The following is a 19,501-nucleotide window of genomic DNA, read 5'->3' on the forward strand; positions in this document are numbered from 1 at the left end:
AAGAAACGGTATGCGATAGGAACAAATCCGGAAAAATATCTGGATGAACTTATGAACTTGTAAAAATTTTAAAAATCGATAGGTTTAGTTGGGAAACACATTCATGCGTTTGTCGTGGATAAACGATATGTTTTGCTGATAATTTTGCCTGGATATGGTATGATGCTTCTTGAAAGGCTTTCATCAGTTGTTTATGAGAATGAAGCCTTGTTTATTGTGAGAATAGAATTCCAGGAGAATATAAAAGGAGATAAATGATGATCAGACATAAGGCAGTTTTTGAGGCGGGACGTGGAGAGATTGTTGAGAAAAAGTCAAGATTTATTGCTCATGTGCAGGCGGTGGATTCTGTGGAAGAGGCGCAGGAATTTATCGAAGCGGTAAAAAAGAAATACTGGGATGCCAGGCATAACTGCTCGGCGTTTTCAGTTGGAGAGATGAATCCTCTGACCAGATGCAGTGATGACGGAGAGCCGGGCGGTACAGCCGGCAAGCCGATCCTGGAAGTGATTCAGGGCAGCGGCATCCGTAATATTGTAATTGTTGTGACACGGTATTTCGGAGGAACGCTTCTGGGAACAGGAGGACTGGTGCGGGCTTACACAGAGGCTGCCAAGGCAGGGATAGAGAATGCGGTTATCATTGAAAAGATACCTGCCACTAGAATGAAGCTTTTTACAGAATATACAGATTTGGGAAAGATTCAGTATATTCTGGCACAGAATCAGGTGACAGTGGAGAATACTGAGTATACAGATAAGGTAGAGATCAGAGCGCTGTTTCCGGAGAAAGAAAAAAAGGCACTCTGCCGGGCGCTTACAGAAGGCACCGGGGGCAGAGTGCATATAGAGGACGGAGAAGATGTGTATTATGGCACAGCAGAAGGAGAAGTTATAATTTTTTAAGCTTGTCCGTTTCGCTTTGCACGATAGCGGGCGGTCGGATCAAGGATTTTTTTGCGCAGGCGGATGTTTTTCGGCGTAATCTCAACCAGCTCATCGGTATCGATGAAGTCAAGCGCCTGTTCCAGACTTAAAACCCGCGGCGGCGTCAGTTTCAGGGCGTCGTCAGAGCCGGAAGCTCTTGTATTGGTCAGCTTTTTGGTTTTGCACACATTAACTTCGATATCATCGGTTTTGCCGTTCTGGCCGACGATCATACCGGAATAAACTTTTTCTCCGGGACCGACAAAGAGTGTGCCCCGCTCCTGAGCGTTGAACAGACCATAGGTGATGGTTTCTCCTGATTCGTAGGCGATGAGGGAACCCTGTTTTCTGTATTGAATATCACCTTTATATGGGCCATAGCCGTCAAATAATGTATTCAGAATGCCGGTTCCCTTAGTATCGGTCATGAATTCTCCCCGGTAGCCGATGAGGCCTCTGGATGGAATAGAGAATTCAAGACGGGCGGAGCCCGCTCCGGAAATACTCATGTTGCGGAGTTCGCCTTTCCTTTGGCTCAGCTTTTCGATGACAGCACCGGAGAATTCTTCAGGAACATCAACTACCGCAATCTCCATCGGCTCTGTTTTCTTTCCATTTTCATCGGTGTGATAGAGAACCTCTGCTTTGCTGACGGCGAATTCATAACCTTCCCGGCGCATGTTCTCAATGAGTACAGAAAGGTGAAGCTCGCCCCGGCCGGAGACTTTGAAGGAATCTGTATTTTCCATTTCCTCCACGCGGAGGCTGACATCAGTGTTGAGCTCCCGGAAAAGGCGGTCTCTGATGTGGCGGGAAGTGACATATTTTCCTTCCTGTCCTGCCAGAGGGCTGTCGTTTACAAGGAACTGCATGGCGATGGTTGGCTCAGATATTTTCTGGAATGGAATCGGCTGCGGGTTTTCCGGAGAGCAGAGCGTATCGCCAATATGGATGTCAGCGATGCCTGAGATTGCCACGATAGAGCCCACGGAAGCGCTTTCCACTTCCACCTTGTTCAATCCGTCAAATTCATAAAGCTTGCTGATTTTTACTTTTTTATTGACGTCAGGGTCGTGGTGGTTGACCAGGAGAACTTCCTGATTCACGCGGATGGAACCGTTTTCTACTTTGCCTATACCGATACGTCCTACATACTCATTGTAGTCGATGGTGCTGATGAGTACCTGGGTGTCAGCGTCCGGATCACCGGTAGGAGCAGGAATATGTTTGATGATGGTCTCAAACAGAGGTTTCATATCGGTTCCGTGCTCGTTAAGTTCCAGCATGGCGATGCCTGACTTGGCGGATGCGTATACAAAAGGGCTGTCCAGCTGGTCGTCATCGGCATCCAGCTCCAGGAACAGTTCCAGAACCTCATCCATGACTTCTTCTGGTCTTGCTTCCGGGCGGTCAATCTTATTAATGCAGACGATGACCGGATGATTCAGCTCCAGTGCCTTTTTCAGTACGAATTTTGTCTGAGGCATAGGTCCTTCGAAGGCGTCCACCACAAGGATAACGCCGTCTACCATTTTAAGTACGCGCTCTACCTCGCCTCCGAAGTCAGCGTGGCCAGGTGTGTCCACAATATTGATTTTTACGCCGTCGTAATGGATGGCAGTATTTTTGGAAAGGATGGTAATTCCTCTTTCCCGTTCGATATCATTGGAATCCATAATCCGCTCGCCGACATCCTGGTTTTCGCGGAAAGTTCCGCTTTGCTTTAAAAGTTCATCGACCAGAGTGGTTTTGCCGTGGTCTACATGAGCGATAATGGCAACGTTACGGACGTCTTCTCTTGCAATTTTCATAAAAAAGCCTTCTTTCTAAAATCGGTGATACTGTGTATTGCGTAACATTTCTCTCAAAAGATAAATGAATTTTCTTATTCACAAGAAGCGAAACCATTCTAGCACAAAGATTCCGAAGAAACAATAAAAAGTTGTTTTCATGCAGGGAAAACAGCGAAAATCATGATATCTGCCGGTGTTTAAAGGTTGACATTTTAAAGCAGAATTATTATACTGAATCTGTTTTACATCAAAATACATCTTGGGATGTGATGTCACGAATATCTTCCTTAAAGATACGGTGCCTGCAGATATTGTGAATGAAAAAAACAAGTTTTTATTCATATTTTCTGCAGTATTTGAATACAAATAGATGTATACAGACGACTGTGTTATATACAGGGAGGAGTAAACATGACAGAAAAAATTTTAAAAAATAACCAGGCGGTTGTCGCTGGAGAGATTATTTCTGATTTTGAATTCAGCCATGAGGTATTCGGAGAGGGATTCTACACGGTGAAGCTGAAAGTGAGCAGACTCAGTCATTCAAGTGATACGATTCCGCTGCTTATTTCCGAGCGTCTGATCGATGTCAGCCAGTCCTGCATCGGTCGTTTCATGGAGGCGAGAGGGCAGTTCCGCTCTTATAATAAGCATGAGAATAACCGGAATCATCTGGTGCTTTCTCTTTTTGTGAGGGAGCTGGAGCTTTTAGATGTCCTGGATAATCGTAAGCCGAACATGATTTTTCTTGACGGATATATTTGTAAGGAGCCGGTATACCGGACTACACCTCTGGGCAGAGAAATCGCAGATGTACTTCTGGCAGTAAACCGTGCCTACAGCAAGTCGGATTATATCCCGTGCATCTGCTGGGGCAGAAACGCAAGGTACGCAGGAAAGCTTCCGGTGGGCAGCCGGATTCAGTTGTGGGGCCGGATTCAGAGCCGTGAGTACCAGAAAAAGCTTGGTGACGATACAGTAGTTAATCGGATTGCCTATGAAGTTTCGGTCAATAAAATGGAATACTGTGATGACGGCATGAATCTGGAGCGGAAGGTGGCCGATTCCGGAAATATAGGTTAGGAATAAGCGGACTGCTCGTTTGGGTAGTCCTTTTTCTATGATGGTACGTTTACCGGGACTGTAAGTCAGAGCGGGATTCAATCTGGAAAAGGGAAGCGGACGCCAATATAACAGGAGGATAGAGAAAATGAAGATTACACCAGTAAAAGGAACCAATGATTATCTGCCGGCGCAGGCGGAGTTAAGGGATTACCTTCAAAGAAAAATTTGTGAAACATATGAGAATTGTGGTTTCCAGAGAATTTTCACACCGATTCTCGAGGATATTGAAAACCTTGACAAAAGTGAGGGCGGCGAGAATCTCAATTTGATTTTTAAGGTGATGAAGAGGGGAGACAAGCTGAAAAAAGCGATGGAGGCAGGACAGGAATCACAGCTCGCAGATATGGGCCTTCGTTATGATCTGACGCTTCCGTTAAGCCGTTATTATGCTAACAATCGGGCGCATCTTCCGAATCCGTTTAAGGTTATCCAGATAGACAAAGTATATCGGGCGGAACGTCCGCAGAAGGGACGTCTTCGTGAGTTTATGCAGTGTGATATTGATATTCTTGGTTCAGAGTCTCCAAGCTGCGAGATTGAGCTGATACACACAACCGCGAAAGTGCTGTTGAATATCGGTATAGATAATTTTAAAATCAAAATCAATGATAAGAGAGTATTAAAAGACATTCTTCTGACAACAGGATTTAAAGAGGAAGATTTGGACAGCGTCTGCATTTCTTTTGACAAATTGAATAAAATAAAAGCGGAAGGTGTGGCTCGTGAGCTGACAGAAAAAGGTTTTGATGAGAAAGTTATTGCTGATTTTATGGAATTAATTGGAAATGCTCCGTTTACCCTTGATTACGTGAGGACAATCAGCAATAATAAGGAATATATAGATTCCCTTGCCAATATCATTGATATTTCCAACCGTCTGGCAGGGGACAGTTACAGTGTGGAATATGATATGACTCTGGTGCGCGGACAGGGATATTATACGGGAACCGTATTTGAAATCGAGTCTCTGGATTTCAACAGTTCCATTGCCGGTGGAGGAAGATACGATAATCTTATAGGTAAGTTTGTTAAGGAACAGGTGCCGGCGGTGGGATTCTCCATTGGTTTTGAGCGGATTTTCAGCATATTATCAGAGCGGCAGGCAAAGCTTGCAGATAAGCCTGAAAAAGTAGTGCTTTTGTATGATGAAGATCAGATTGAGCAGGCGATCATTCGCGCAGAAGAGCTTCGCGGTCAGTATACCACGGCTCTCTATGTGAAACCGAAAAAGCTTGGCAAGTTTTTGAACCGGCTGGAAGAACAGGGATTTGACGGATTCCAGGTGCTCGGCAGAGATGAGGATGTGAGAATGTTTAACGCCCGATCAGAGGATAATTAGCGTGCCATTGTTTTAACAGCCGGCGCACCTGCTATTTTTCAGTGTGGATTTTTAAGGCAAAATATGGTATTATTAACAAAACATTGCCCGATACCGGGGTGCGTTAAGACACTTTGGTACGAAAAATGAATAATCAGGATGAAAGGTCAGGACATGGACGGAAGTATACAGGTATATTATGGTGAAGGAAGAGGGAAGACCACAGCGGCTCTGGGGCTGGGGATTCGTGCTGCCGGCATAGGGAAACAGGTGATTATGGTACAGTTTCTCAAATGTAAACATTCGGATACCCTTGATTTTCTCAAAAAACTGGAACCGGAACTGCAGATTTTCCGCTTCGCGAAAGCGGCCTGTGCCTATTCCGATATGGATGAGGAAGAAAGGCAGGAACAATTGTCAAATATCAGAATGGCTCTTGGATATACAAGAAAGGTTCTGGATACCGGACAATGTGATCTGCTGATTCTCGATGAAATATTTGGTCTGATTGATTATAATATCATCACCATGGATGATCTGCGGGAATTGCTGGCGGCAAAAGATGAGTCTACAGATTTGATACTCACCGGAAGGAATCTTCCGGAAGAAGTTCGCGAGCTGGCAGATTGCATTTATTATATCCATACGGAGAAAGAACAGGCAGGAGAGATTCTTAGTGCCGACAGATAATGACAGAACATACTGACATCACAGAGGACTGACAGAAGACAATAATCTGCCGTATGCAGACAGATGAAGAAAACACGTATAGCCGGCCGGCGGTTTTTCCAAATGGCCGGCTGTATGATAGAAGAGCAGAAAGGAAGGATGAATATGGCAATTTTTACTGGCGCAGGTGTTGCAATCGCCACACCGTTTGACGAGAACTATAATATTGATTATGACAGTTTTGGGAAGCTGATTGATTTTCAGATTGAAAACAAGACAGATGCCATCATTGTATGCGGTACTACAGGTGAAGCTTCTACGCTGAATCATGAAGAGCACATTGCAGCGATTCGATATTGTGTGAACCGTACCAATAAAAGAGTGCCGGTAATTGCCGGAACCGGATCCAACGATTCGAGAACGGCATCCTGGCTGACCCATCAGGCAGAGCTGGCGGGAGCGGACGCTGCTCTGGTTGTGACGCCGTATTATAATAAAGCTACACAGAACGGTCTGATCGACCATTATTCTTATGTGGCAAGACATACCAATCTTCCGTTGATTTTATATAATGTGCCGAGCCGCACCGGATGTAAGATCAATGCGGATACGATGGCGTATCTGGTAAAGAATGTAGACAACATTGTGGGTATTAAAGATGCGGTTGGTGATGTTTCCTATACTGCGCAGTTAATGTATGAAACGCAGGGAGATATTGATGTGTACTCCGGAAACGATGACATGATTGTTCCGATGATGTCATTGGGCGCGAAAGGCGTTATTTCCGTTTTGTCCAATGTTGCGCCGGAAGATACTCATAATATCTGTGCGGAATACATGGCAGGAAATGTGGAGAAAAGTCGTGAGCTCCAGATTAAATACCTGGAATTGATTCATGCCCTTTTCTGTGAGGTGAATCCGATTCCTGTTAAGAAGGCTCTTGAACTCATGGGAATCTGCGGACCACATCTGAGACGTCCGCTGACAGAAATGGAAGACGCCAATACAGAACGTCTGAGAAAAGCAATGATTGAGGTAGGGATCCTTTAAATAAAGAAAGCGAGGAGCATTATGACAAAGGTACTGATGTACGGATGTAATGGCTATATGGGACATGTCATTTGCAATTTAATAAAAGATATGGACAATGTGGAAGTGGCAGCCGGCGTGGACGTGACAGCCGGAAAGCAGGAGGATTTTCCTGTTTTTACTTCACTTGACGAAGTAAATGTACCGGTGGATGCCATCATTGATTTCTCTGCCGCTCCGGCAGTGGATGCAGTTCTTGATTATGCGGCGGAGAAACAGATTCCTCTTGTAGAATGTACCACAGGGCTTAGCGACGAACAGCTTGCTCATCTGAAAGAATGCAGCCAGAGAACAGCGATCCTGCGCTCTGCCAACATGTCTCTTGGTATTAATACACTCTTAAAAATGGTTAAGACAGCAGCAAAAGTTCTGGGTGATGCTGGCTTTGATATTGATATCGTTGAGAAACATCACAGAAGGAAACTGGATGCTCCTTCAGGCACGGCGCTTGCCCTGGCGGACTCCATCAATGAGGCCAGCGAAGGCAGATATGAATATGTTTTTGACCGCAGTCAGCGCCGGATGCAGCGTCCGGCGGATGAGATTGGAATTTCAGCAGTGCGCGGCGGAACTATCGTTGGTGAGCATGAGATTATTTTTGCCGGTACAGACGAAGTTATAGAATTTAAACACACTGCTTATTCCAGAGCCGTTTTTGGAAAAGGAGCCATCCAGGCAGCTGTTTATCTGGCAGGTAAACCGGCGGGACTTTATGATATGAGCGATGTGATTGACGGAGTGGAATAAATTATTTTACCGCGGGAGACTGTCCCGCACACATAAAGCGCCCCATCCCACAGAGGGATTGGGATATTGTGAAAATTCAGGCAGAGGTCTTGCTCCCTTTTGGAGCAGGGCCTTTACTTTTTCTCCGTATAAAAAAGGATCGTTTCCCATGACGATTCCAAATTGCATCAGCAGAGCGGCTGCGCCGGTTACAAAAGGAGCGGCCATGGAAGTTCCGTTTCGTACGCTGTATCCTCCGCCTGGCGCGGTGCTTAATATGTTGACTGCAGGTGCGGTGAGATCTGGTTTGGCATCCAGTATACTGGTGAAGCCTCTGCCGGAAAAGGATGCAAAAGTATCTGTGGCGCTGTCATAACCGCTTACGCTGATCACGTTTCTGGCGGTAGATGGGACGGTCATAGTCATTTCAGCAGAAGCATCCAGAAATCCGGTCGATGAAGAAGTCGCTTCCCGGGAAGGAAGCCAGAGATTTACATATCCGTTAGTGGAAGATTCAGAGACAATGTATAATTGCCAAATACCGGGATGAATCGTTGCCTGAGAGGATGGAAGAATAACGAGGAACATTTCCTGTAAAGGCTGATAAGGTGTTGGTTCACTTATTATCAGACGAATGAGGTTATCATCCAGTTCAAAACGGTAAATGCCTGGCAAACCGGGAATTACAATCTCCCTATTTTGAGACGGCAGAGACAGCCGGTAACGGAACTGATCGCCATAATATTTCCAGAGCTGTACATACAGACTTGTTTCGCCGGGGGCAACACTGAAAGCGACACTTTTTTCCTCGCCGGATATGACCCGGAGACTGCTGTGACGCCGGGAGATTCCTTCATTGCCGGTGGCGGTAATAACGACATTTTTTCCGTAAAAAATGCAGCTTTCAAGGTAGCGTTCAATCAGGCTGCTGCCATCGTGGGGGCCGTCATTGGAACCATAGCTGATATTAATGCAAAGGGGAAGCAGCCTTTCTGATGTGAAGCGAACGGCATAGTCCACCGCCATCATAAGGTTCGCATAATCGGTAAAAACGGAATCCGCGTCATTTTTGAGTTTGACGACAAGCAGAGAGGCTTCCGGCGCCACTCCGCGGTTTCGTCCGCCGCTGCTGCGTCCGTTACCTGCGCAGATGCCTGCAATATGTGTTCCGTGACCGGTGGAATCAGCAGAAGGACGAGGCAGAATTGCTGAGCCGTTTGTCCCGTCAGTTGTGCTCAGTAAATTATTCAGATCATCGTTGGAAAAAATACGTCCCAGTCCATAGCGGTTATTTCCATCATAAGCAAGAGTCTGATCCCAATAAGTGATGATACGGGAAGCTCCTGATTCGGAGCGAAAATCCGGATGCCGGTAATCAACACCGGAGTCCAGAATTGCAACGACTGTACCTCGTCCGGTCAGAGATTCATAGGGAGGATTCTCTGTTAAAACGCCCGGACTGAAAAAAAACGGCCGTCCGGACAGGCAGGAATCAGAAATTCCGGTGATTTCTTCCTCGTAAAGAGGACGTGGAAGCTCCAGATAAAGTACTTGTGGATATTGAAGGAGATCGGGTATCTGTGCCGCTGGAATTTTAATAATGGCATAATTGCCGAGAAGAGGCACGATCGATATAGTAAAATTTGCCTCAATTTCCGAAAGTGAACCCTGATAAAGCAGAATTAAAGTCCAAAGGCGGGTTGACGGTTCATAACCGGAACGCAGTACTGGGTTTTTTAATCGTTCTCCTTCGGGAAGAGAGAGGGACAGTGACAGTTCAGAATCTAATTTTTGCTCCATAGAATAGGGGTACTCCTCTTTTGATTCAGATCTTTTTAATCATATGAAAGTGAGAGGCAGTTTATTATCAAATGGAGATTTACCTGCCCTTGCCCGCTAAGCGATAATGTGCTATATTGAAGACGTTTGTGTGTAGAATGGAGGAAGAAAGATGAAGGCAGTAATTCAATTAGTTTCAAAAGCTGCTGTCACTGTTGAGAGGGAGGAAAAAAGGGAGATTGGCCCTGGTTATGTGATTCTTCTTGGTGTGGCGGAAGGCGATACGGAAGAGACAATGAAAAAAATGGTAAAAAAGATAATCGATCTGCGCTTGTTCCAGGATGAGAATGGAAAAACCAATCTTTCTGTTGAGGATGTGAAGGGAGATTTTCTTGTGGTGTCTCAGTTTACTCTTCTGGCAGACTGCCGGAAAGGGCGGCGTCCGAGTTTTGTGAAAGCCGGCAATCCCGCAGAGGCAAAAAAAATATATGAAGCATTTATTGAAGAATGTAAAAAGAGAATTGATACAGTGAAACATGGAGAGTTTGGCGCATATATGCAGGTGGAACTTGTGAACGACGGGCCTTTTACCATTGTGCTTGACAGTGATGAACTGTAAAAAATGAAGCAATTTATTAAAGAACTTGCATTTTATGGGTGATTTACTATATAATACCTCTGGGCAATGCGTTTAAAGCGCCGATCGCTCGGTCCGCATTGCGGCTGGAAAGTTATACAGGAATCACATGTATCAGGAAAGGAGACCGTAATGGATAAGATCAAAATGACCACTCCTCTCGTTGAGATGGACGGAGACGAGATGACCAGAATCCTCTGGAAGATGATTAAAGATGAACTGCTTCTGCCGTTTATCGACTTAAAGACAGAATATTACGACCTGGGTCTGGAACACAGAGACGAGACCAGAGATCAGGTGACGATAGATTCCGCCAATGCGGCGAAAAAATACGGCGTTGCGGTAAAATGTGCGACCATCACGCCAAATGCGGCGAGAATGGATGAGTACAATTTGAAGGAAATGTACAGAAGCCCAAACGGGACTATCCGTGCCATCCTGGACGGAACGGTATTCCGCGCGCCGATCGTGGTAAAAGGTATTGAACCGACCGTGAAGACATGGAAGAAGCCGATCACCATCGCAAGACATGCTTACGGTGATGTGTACAAGGGAACAGAGATGAAGGTTCCGGGTCCTGGAAAAGCGGAACTTGTCTTTACCGGAGAGGACGGACAGGAAGTGCGCGAACTTATCCATGAATTTGACGGCCCGGGCATCCTGCAGGGTATGCATAACCTGGAAAGCTCCATCAGCAGCTTTGCGAGATCCTGTTTCAACTATGCACTGGAAACAAAGCAGGATCTGTGGTTCGCCACCAAGGATACCATTTCCAAAAAATACGATCATACATTTAAAGACATTTTCCAGGACATTTTCGATGCGGAATACAAAGAGAAGTTTGACGCCGCAGGTATCGAATATTTCTATACACTGATCGATGACGCCGTAGCCAGAGTCATTCGTTCCGAGGGAGGCTACATATGGGCATGTAAGAACTATGACGGCGACGTTATGAGTGATATGGTGGCTACAGCTTTCGGTTCTCTCGCCATGATGACTTCCGTGCTGGTGGCTCCGGATGGAACCACGGAATACGAAGCGGCGCACGGAACCGTGCAGAGACATTATTACAAACATCTCAAAGGCGAGGAGACTTCTACCAACTCCGTGGCAACGATCTTTGCCTGGTCAGGCGCTCTCCGCAAGAGAGGAAAGCTTGACGGTATCGAGGAACTGGTTCAGTTTGCAGATAAGCTGGAAGAGGCAACCATCGAGACCATCGAGGGCGGCACCATGACAAAAGACCTGGCGCTGATCACCACCCTTGAAAATGTAAACACAGTAAACAGCGAAGGCTTTATCAAGGCGATTCGCAGTCTGCTGGAGAAAAAATTAGGATAAATTACCTTGACTGTATGGGACCATGGCGTCATATGCTATATGATGCCGTGGTTTTGCAGCGTTTTGACCAACAAAATCCGGACAATAGTAATTAGAAAAAATGTAAGTGTATCCGGAAAGATATGCATTAGGAAAGAGGTTATTATGGATTTTAAGCCTGTCAGGGCAGAAGACAAGGAAACGATAAACAAGTATTTGCAGCATGTGAGTTCCAGAAGCTGTGATATGAGCTTTGCGGCCATCTATCTCTGGAAGGGATTTTACCATGTGGAATACGCGGAATGTGAGGGAATGATCGTGTTCCGATCCAACGAGGAGAAAACGAGCTTTTCCTTCCCGCTGGGAGCAGGAGATCCGAAAAAAGCCATCGACAAGCTCATGGAAGACTGTCGGGAAAAAGGAATCCCTCTGGTTTTTCACGGTATTTCCAGAGAGATGGAGCAGTATCTCGGGGAGAATTATCCGGGCCAGTTTGAGGTGGAATTTGAACGGGATATTGCCGATTATGTCTATGAGACCCAGGCGCTTATTGAGCTGAAAGGCAGAAAATATCACGGAAAGAAGAACCATATCAATAAATTCAATAAAACCTATGACTGGAGCTATGAAGCGATCACATCGGAAAATACCCAGGAATGTCTCGATATGCTGAAAGTATGGAAGTCGCAGAACTGCGCGCCTGAAGATCTGGAAAAACACGCGGAGATCTGCGTGTCGGAAGCTTCCCTCAAAGAACGGGAATTCCTTGGATTAAAGGGCGGCCTCATCCGTGTGGACGGCAAGGTTGTCGCCTTTGCGGTGGGAGAAAAGATTCACCCGGATACATTCTGTGTGCATATTGAAAAAGCATTTGCCGATGTGCAGGGCGCTTACTCCGTCATTAATCAGCAGTTTCTTGTCCATGAAGCGCAGGACTGCAAATACGTCAATCGGGAGGACGACGTGGGAGACCCGGGACTCCGCAAAGCGAAGCTCTCCTATCATCCGGCATTCCTGGAGGAGAAGGGGTTCGCCGTCTATAAAGAATCTTAAAATAAGAATCTTGACATGCATAAGGGAAAACTGTATTATCAGATGAAGAAAGTTGATTCTTCATCTGATGGACGCTCTGATATATCAAAAGAGCGTCATGGAATTGACGAGACAAAAAGGAAAGCAATATATCCACTTGGAAAAGGGAGGTCGTCATGAGACATTTAATTGATCCTATGGACTTATCTGTGGAGGAGATCCAGCATCTTCTCGAGCTGGCGGATGATATCATTCTTCATAAGGAGAAGTATCAGGAAGTCTGTAAACATAAAAAACTTGCCACTTTATTTTTTGAACCAAGTACAAGAACGCGTTTGAGTTTTGAAGCAGCCATGATGGAGCTTGGCGGCAATGTACTTGGTTTTTCTTCGGCTGATTCCTCATCAGCAACCAAAGGCGAGAGTGTTTCAGATACTGTCCGCGTGGTATCCGGTTATGCAGATATTATCGCCATGCGTCACCCGAAAGAAGGTGCGCCGTATGTGGCGGCTCAGAAAGTAAATATACCGATCATCAATGCCGGCGACGGAGGACATAATCACCCGACTCAGACACTGACAGATTTAATGACCATCCGCCGGGAAAAAGGACGTCTAAACAACCTGACTGTGGGGATGTGCGGCGATCTGAAGTTCGGACGAACGGTTCATTCTCTGATCAAAGCGCTGTCCCGGTATGAAAATATTACATTTGTGATGATTTCCCCGAGAGAATTATGTCTGCCGGAATATATCATTAAAGATGTATTCGAAAAGAAAAACATTGCTTACAAGGAAGTGCGCACCATGGAAGAAGTCATGCCTGAGCTGGACATCCTGTATATGACCAGGGTGCAGAAGGAGAGATTCTTCAATGAGGCAGATTACATCCGCTTAAAAGACAGCTTTATTCTGGATGAGAAGAAGCTGGAGACTGCCAGGGAAGATCTGTGCATCATGCATCCGCTTCCAAGAGTTAATGAAATTGATACAAAGGTAGACGATGACCCGAGAGCCTGCTATTTTAAACAGGCCCTCTACGGCAAATATGTGAGAATGGCGTTAATCATGACTTTACTGGGGGTGAGTACCGATGAAAATTGACAGTATTAAAAATGGTATCGTATTAGACCATATTAAAGCGGGCAAAAGCATGGAAATTTACAAATATCTTGGTCTCGACAAACTGGACTGCAGCGTCGCTATCATTAAGAATGCGGTCAGCAGCAAGATGGGCAAAAAAGATATTATTAAGATCGCCGATAATCTGGACCTGAATCTGGATGTGCTTGGTTACATTGATCCGGATATTACCGTCTGTTACATCAAAGACGGAGCCATTGTGAAAAAGAAACACCTTGAGCTTCCGGAGCAGATCACCAATATTATCCGCTGCAAGAATCCTAGATGTATCACTTCCGAGGAACGGGGACTTGATCACATTTTCAAGCTCACCGACAGAGAAAACCGCGTATATCGATGCATTTACTGCGAATCGAAGAAAAGTGAATATTAATTCTGCCGGCGCGCCGGATAGCATCTGTATTTTTAAGGAAAACAGGGAGCGTCCAGTGAGCCCGGCAGTGCAGAAGACCCGGTTTCGGCCGGGTCTTTTATATTGCAAAAATTTATAAAAATGAACTGAAAAAATGAAAGTAATGAATGAAATTATATAGATAATATGATATAATATAGAAAATTAACTGTTGTTTGTGACATTTTCTGTGAAATATTGCAGATAACAGTGGGAGGGTACGACATAAAAACTATATTTATGTGTAAAGGAGGAGGAATTATGAAAAAATACGCTAAAGGAATATTCCTGTGCGCAGCGGCATTTGCCATGGCGGCGGGAATCCGCATCTCGGCGGACGCAGCAGTGGCAGCTCCGTCCATTTCCTTAAAAGAGCAGACCGGCAGTGGACAGATCGTCACATCGTGGACATTTAAGTACGCAGATCTGCAGCCGGGACAGACACTCTACTTCAATGTGTACGGCAATAATAATCCGAAGAAGAGCGAGACCGGTCGGTGGAACAAAGATCTGAACACCGGCAGGGAATATTTCTATGGTTATTACAGCGACGCCGGAACAACCGGTGCCAGAGACACGGAACTGACCATCGGCAATGGCGATCTGAAACCGGGCAGAAAAACGGTAGTGGCATATCTCTTTAATGAGGGCGCCTATGATGCTGCGTGGGAAGCCTATTATAATGATACGATGGCAGAGACTCCGCAGCAGGCCGATTATTACAGCCCGGCATCCAACGCCATCACCATTGATGTCTCCATGGAGACGGATGTATCTACCACCATAAAGAAGAAGTCCATCACACTGGATATGAATAACAGACGGGCCACCGGTTATCAGATATACCGGAAGGTGGGCAAGAAGTTTAAAAAGATTGCCACCGTGGCAAAGGATACTTACAAAGACACTGGTCTTACGGCCAATACACAGTATACCTACAAAGTTCGCCCGTACTACAAGGATCCGGACACCGGAGCAGTGGTGTACGGCGAAGACACAACGTTGAAACGGGTTACCAAGGGCGGCTCCATCAAACTCAAAGCAGAGATCAAGAAGAGTAAAAATGTAAAGCTCTCCTGGAAAAAGGTAAAAGGCGCTTCCGGCTACGAGATTTACCGTTCCAACGGTTCTTCATCTGCCACGGAAATCGCAAAGGGACAGAATGATTATTATGAGTCCTATACTCTGCTGAAGACTCTCGGCAAGAAGAAAAAGAAATTCGTCGATAAAAAGACCCAGGCCAACGAAGAATACACGTATATTGTCCGTGCGATACTGCCGGAGGATAAAAAGGCCGACGGCGATTCTGATACTATAATAGAAGAAGAGGCATATGTGGATCTTTCCTTCGGTATGCCGCGGTTCAGCCGGAATTACAATAACGCCAACGGAGACGAGACCGTAGAGTGGCGGAAGGTATACGGCGTCGACGGATATATCATCAAGAAATACGTGGAAGTGTACAATGCGGACGGCACCATAAACGAAGACCAGACCGACTGGGTGGAGATTGGACGGCTGGGCAAAAATGCAACGCGATACACTTTCCGGGCAGAGCTTGTCAGAAAAGTGGACGGCACCTACGACAATACCACGCGCTACAGAATCTCGGCTTACAAGGGCAACACTGTCAGTGAAGGAAATGAGATAGAAACCACGAAGAGCCTCGGCCTTGTCAGCAACGTTTCCGCAAAGAACATTGGCAACGGAGTACAGGTATCCTGGACGGCAGTGCCGGGAGCGGCCTACTACGAGGTATACCGCGTGAGAGCGGGCTCTCTTGTAGAGAACAAAGATCTGGGCGGATACGCGAACAACTACGGCCACCAGGTAACAGAATACGTGGGTGCACAGGCTCCTGTGGCAGTCAATATGGCGGCAATCAACGCAGCGGTCGGCACGGAAAATGCAGTGATTGATGAGAAACTGGATCCGGCCAAGACCTATTATTACAGAAACTATCAGTATGCCCGCGACACATTTACCGGTACATCCATGATCGACTATACCTATGACATGTACCCGGGCAACTACTACACCAACTGGGATGACTCCGGCAAACCGGTTTCTTATGAGGTATATGGATTTACCGAGGCAGATTCGGACGACGTCAGGCAGGAAGGCCCGGAAGACGGCGTGGCATACCAGTATTATGTGATTGCCTACGCGGCGGACGCCAATCCGGACAACCCGGCCTACGAAGCGTCCTTCATTCCGGGCACCACCAAATCGTCCGTTGTTACCCTGCCATCCTTCAAGAACGTAAACCAGGAGACCCTCGGCTGCAAGAAGGTCGGCTCCGTGAACTTTGATTCCACAGTCAAGACCGGCAAGGCAGTCATCAAATCCGTAAAATCCACAGCAAAGAAGACTGCAGTCATCAAGCTGAAAAAGAAAGTAAGCGGCGCATCCGAATACAAGATTTATCGCTCCACCAAGAAGAAAGGTACCTACCTGTGCGTAGGCACCACAAAAAACCTGAATTTCAAGGATAAAGGACTTGTGTCCGGAAAAACCTACTACTACAAAGTAAAAGCGGTGGCAAAGAACGCCTCCAACGCAGATGTGGACTCCTCGTTCTCCAAAGTGAAGAGCGTCAGAGTACGCTAGTGCACGCGTCATTTCGGCGGAAAGCACTCGCGAAAAAAGAATAACGACTGTTACGTACCCTCGCAGTTATGAAAAACACGCCGGGGCGGAAGCTGGAAGACCAGCGGCCGCTCTGGTTTTTTGTGCAATAGTGGTCGAAAAGACTGTGAAAAAAAGGGAAATTTGTGTTATATTGTAAAAAGAAGAATTTGTAAAATATTTAAAAATAAAACAACAAAAATAGAAAGGGGAAGAAATCTATGGCGTCATACGGGGAAATTTTACGAAAATTTATCAAAGACAGCGGTATGTCCGTCCGCAAGCTGTCCGTGGAAACTGATATTAACCGCACACTTCTGCAAAAATATCTGTCAGGAGAACGTCTGCCCAAAAATATCAAAGAAGTACAGCATATTTCTGAGTGTCTGATGTTGTCACGGGAGAAGAAAGAAGCACTACTAGAATGTTACAACCGAAGCCGCTACGGAGCAAAGCGATATGACAGCTTTTTGATGATCCGTGATATGCTGAATGGACAGGCGGATTTTCGAACACATTCAGTCTCATCTACGGCCATGACAGGTTCGATGGAGTCGTTTACTGATGCAACAGAAGAGAATGGTTTTCTGCAGGTTGCGGAAGGAAGCAGAGCCTGCGTGGGAAGAATGGAAGTAGAAAATGCATTGCGTGCTATTCTGAAAAGACAGCAAAAATCCGGCGGTGAATGGGGAATACAGCTCATCGCTCAGCCGGAAACAGGAAACCTTTTGAAAACGATACTCTCTGTTTGTGGTTCCCAAAGTCAGCGGGGAAAAGTGGAGCAGATTATCTGTCTGGATGAAGATTCATCAGAAGGTAATAACAATATACAAACGGTCTATAACCTTCTCCCCATGCTTTTTGGCAGCGTCAGCTATGAGAGTTTTTATTATTATGACAGAAAAGACTCCCATATTAATTCTATGAGTCTTCTTCCTGTCATGATTCTGGCCGGCGACTCTGCTATGATATGCAATTATAAAATGGACGAAGGCATTGTTTTCTCTAATAAAGAAAGCGTCAGTTTCTGCTGTCATCAATATCAGACCATGAAAAAACGAACCAGCCCGTTGACAAAATATTTTAAAGATAACGTCACAGAGTGGATGAGCTTTCGGCAAAATTTCATGACAGATCTGGCAGTGGCGGAAATCTGTGTTGGGTCTATCCCGTGCATCACCTATGCCCTCAACGAAACAATTCTTGCGGCTGTTCTGCGCCTCGATACAGAAGGTAATCAGATGCTGATGGACATATTTGCCAAAAACAGAAACACCTTTCTTCGTGCTTTGGATAAAAAAGCGCCTGTCAATATTTTTGAAGAAAAAGGACTGCGATATTTTATGGAAACCGGCCGCACTGACGAGTATCCGTACGAATGGTACATACCGGTTCCGGTTCCTTACCGCCTCCATGTGTTGGAAAGCATGATATTTATGGCAGAAAATAACTATATGGAATACATCATGACCAACTCCGATCTGCTCACCATTGACGAAAACCTTCTAATCTATGTCAATGAAAATGTGGTCTTTCAATACCATCAGGACAACCAACTGAGCCAATACTTCAGCATCAACGAGCGGGGCGTCCGCCGCAGCTTCCAGGAATTTATCGGCTTCGCCGAAGAAAACGGCTGGCTGCATGACGCCGATGGCACGACCCGGCGGATGAAAGAAATTCTGGAGGAATACAAGAGGCTGTTTGAGACCGTATAAAAGAACGACAAGCTCGGTCATAATGAATCACATAAAATTATTATTCTGTAAAAAATCTTGATTTATATAGTAAAATTCGATATACTATAACAAAAATATACAGATTTGAGGTGAATTGTTATGAACCAGTTCTGGTTATCACAAAAGACAATCGCCAATCTGTTTTTGGAGATGGAAGGATACGACAGAGAAGTTTTGCTGAAATTTCTGCTGGAAAAGATGGAGCAGCGAGACCGGGAGGAAGTCCTGGATGTCCTGGAGGGGCGGCGCCTGCCCTCACTGTCAGCAGATATCATTGCGAAGAAAGTGTTTGCTCCGGATGAGCATCCGGAGAGATTACAGAAGATGCTCCGTGACCTGACGGGAGACGATGGAATTGTTGTGGGCGATTCTTTTCGTAATGAAGGATACATACAGTCGGAGTCAAGTAAGAAGGTTATCTTTGACATACCTGCCAGGTTGTTGGACGGACGAATCTCTGATCTGGAGGTACAGGCTGCGGCGCAGGAGTTTATTTTTGAGAGGGCGGACATTTATTCGGCAGAGCTGCTGATGATGCAGTATTCTGTAGAGGAAGGACAGAAGAAATCAGAGCTTGATTACGGAAATGTATGTGGAACTCTTGTGATCGTTCTGATGAAGGAGAGTCCGGATTTGTTTGAGAGTTTTCCGTCAGAGCGTTATATTCACCGCTTTTGCAGGAGACAGGCGGATTCCGGGTTATCATATCAGCCGTTGAGTCATATTATTTATGTACAGGTGGATAAATGTTTCGCGCAGTTCCGGGAAGGGACAGACGGAGAGAATAATAAAGAATTACAGCTTTTGCTATCCATGATAGCAGATATCAACGACGAGAAGGTGAGATGGCAATCAAAAGGCAACAAGATGATGGAAGACATTTATGAAGAAGTCTTTCGCATATCACAGGACAGGGAGGTGCAGGCTATGTGGTTTGCAGAGAAGTATGTGGACGCCGACTGGAATGCGGCTAAAGAGTATCAGAGACGGAAAGGCATGAAAGAAGGGGTGAAGGAAGGTAAGAAAGAGATGGCCCTGGAATTATTAAAGAATGGTGTTTCGCCTGATATAATTGCAGCGTCGGCGGAAGTTTCTGTTGAGACTGTGGAACAGTGGGCGCAGCAGAGCAAAAATTTTGCGGAAAAATAAAATATTATAGTAAGTGGTAAATTTGTTTGCCGTTT

16 protein-coding genes are annotated in these 19,501 nt (G+C 45.7%); 14 read left to right on the plus strand and 2 right to left on the minus strand.

Features of this window, described 5'->3' with window-relative positions:
- Positions 1 to 254: 254 nt before the first annotated feature.
- Positions 255 to 905: a YigZ family protein gene (locus B5F87_RS17170; RefSeq protein WP_087283245.1), complete on the plus strand. Its 651-nt coding sequence runs from the start codon at positions 255 to 257 to the stop codon at positions 903 to 905.
- Here B5F87_RS17170 and typA read toward each other — a convergent pair.
- Positions 902 to 2,737, minus strand: coding sequence for a translational GTPase TypA (gene typA, locus B5F87_RS17175; protein ID WP_087283247.1), 1,836 nt, complete (start codon positions 2,735 to 2,737; stop codon positions 902 to 904). The genes B5F87_RS17170 and typA overlap by 4 nt on opposite strands.
- 393 nt (positions 2,738 to 3,130) lie before the next feature.
- On the opposite strand from typA, the gene B5F87_RS17180 reads away from it, so the two are divergent.
- The 5 genes from B5F87_RS17180 to dapB all read left to right on the plus strand — a co-directional run bounded on the left by B5F87_RS17180 (position 3,131) and on the right by dapB (position 7,667).
- Positions 3,131 to 3,802, plus strand: coding sequence for a single-stranded DNA-binding protein (locus B5F87_RS17180; RefSeq protein ID WP_087283249.1), 672 nt, complete (start codon positions 3,131 to 3,133; stop codon positions 3,800 to 3,802).
- A 127-nt stretch (positions 3,803 to 3,929) separates the two neighbouring features.
- Positions 3,930 to 5,183, plus strand: a complete 1,254-nt coding sequence (gene hisS / locus B5F87_RS17185; protein WP_087283250.1) for a histidine--tRNA ligase — start codon at positions 3,930 to 3,932, stop codon at positions 5,181 to 5,183.
- Positions 5,184 to 5,336: 153 nt separating this feature from the next.
- On the plus strand, positions 5,337 to 5,852 hold the full coding sequence (locus B5F87_RS17190; RefSeq protein WP_242964557.1) for a cob(I)yrinic acid a,c-diamide adenosyltransferase: 516 nt from the start codon (positions 5,337 to 5,339) through the stop codon (positions 5,850 to 5,852).
- 144 nt (positions 5,853 to 5,996) lie between these two features.
- Positions 5,997 to 6,881 (plus strand): 4-hydroxy-tetrahydrodipicolinate synthase, encoded by an 885-nt coding sequence (dapA, locus tag B5F87_RS17195; protein ID WP_087283284.1) that lies wholly within the window; start codon positions 5,997 to 5,999, stop codon positions 6,879 to 6,881.
- Between the two features lie 21 nt (positions 6,882 to 6,902).
- Entirely contained in the window at positions 6,903 to 7,667 is a 765-nt protein-coding gene (dapB, locus tag B5F87_RS17200; protein WP_087283253.1) for a 4-hydroxy-tetrahydrodipicolinate reductase, read from the plus strand.
- A 6-nt stretch (positions 7,668 to 7,673) separates the two neighbouring features.
- Here dapB and B5F87_RS21605 read toward each other — a convergent pair whose 3' ends face one another.
- Positions 7,674 to 9,446 carry a S8 family peptidase gene (locus tag B5F87_RS21605; RefSeq protein ID WP_087283255.1) on the minus strand — a complete coding sequence of 591 codons (1,773 nt, stop codon included), beginning with the start codon at positions 9,444 to 9,446 and terminating at the stop codon, positions 7,674 to 7,676.
- Between the two features lie 151 nt (positions 9,447 to 9,597).
- Here B5F87_RS21605 and dtd point away from each other — a divergent pair, with 151 nt between their 5' ends.
- From dtd to B5F87_RS17245, 8 genes are all read left to right on the plus strand, one after another.
- Positions 9,598 to 10,044 (plus strand): D-aminoacyl-tRNA deacylase, encoded by a 447-nt coding sequence (dtd, locus tag B5F87_RS17210; RefSeq protein WP_087283257.1) that lies wholly within the window; start codon positions 9,598 to 9,600, stop codon positions 10,042 to 10,044.
- 150 nt (positions 10,045 to 10,194) lie between these two features.
- Positions 10,195 to 11,406, plus strand: a complete 1,212-nt coding sequence (locus B5F87_RS17215; protein WP_087283259.1) for an NADP-dependent isocitrate dehydrogenase — start codon at positions 10,195 to 10,197, stop codon at positions 11,404 to 11,406.
- Between the two features lie 144 nt (positions 11,407 to 11,550).
- Entirely contained in the window at positions 11,551 to 12,438 is an 888-nt protein-coding gene (locus tag B5F87_RS17220; RefSeq protein WP_087283261.1) for a phosphatidylglycerol lysyltransferase domain-containing protein, read from the plus strand.
- A 155-nt stretch (positions 12,439 to 12,593) separates the two neighbouring features.
- Entirely contained in the window at positions 12,594 to 13,520 is a 927-nt protein-coding gene (gene pyrB, locus B5F87_RS17225; RefSeq protein ID WP_087283263.1) for an aspartate carbamoyltransferase, read from the plus strand.
- Positions 13,510 to 13,932 carry an aspartate carbamoyltransferase regulatory subunit gene (locus B5F87_RS17230; RefSeq protein WP_087283265.1) on the plus strand — a complete coding sequence of 141 codons (423 nt, stop codon included), beginning with the start codon at positions 13,510 to 13,512 and terminating at the stop codon, positions 13,930 to 13,932. Before pyrB ends, B5F87_RS17230 begins: the two co-directional genes overlap by 11 nt.
- A gap of 279 nt (positions 13,933 to 14,211) precedes the next feature.
- Positions 14,212 to 16,560, plus strand: coding sequence for a hypothetical protein (locus B5F87_RS17235; protein ID WP_087283267.1), 2,349 nt, complete (start codon positions 14,212 to 14,214; stop codon positions 16,558 to 16,560).
- A 239-nt stretch (positions 16,561 to 16,799) separates the two neighbouring features.
- Entirely contained in the window at positions 16,800 to 18,296 is a 1,497-nt protein-coding gene (locus tag B5F87_RS17240) for a helix-turn-helix transcriptional regulator (RefSeq protein ID WP_087283269.1), read from the plus strand.
- A 120-nt stretch (positions 18,297 to 18,416) separates the two neighbouring features.
- Positions 18,417 to 19,466: an Rpn family recombination-promoting nuclease/putative transposase gene (locus B5F87_RS17245; RefSeq protein WP_087283271.1), complete on the plus strand. Its 1,050-nt coding sequence runs from the start codon at positions 18,417 to 18,419 to the stop codon at positions 19,464 to 19,466.
- The last annotated feature ends 35 nt before the right edge of the window (positions 19,467 to 19,501 follow it).

Source organism: Eubacterium sp. An3, from assembly GCF_002159465.1.
In the GTDB taxonomy this organism is placed as follows: domain Bacteria; phylum Bacillota; class Clostridia; order Lachnospirales; family Lachnospiraceae; genus Anaerobutyricum; species Anaerobutyricum stercoris.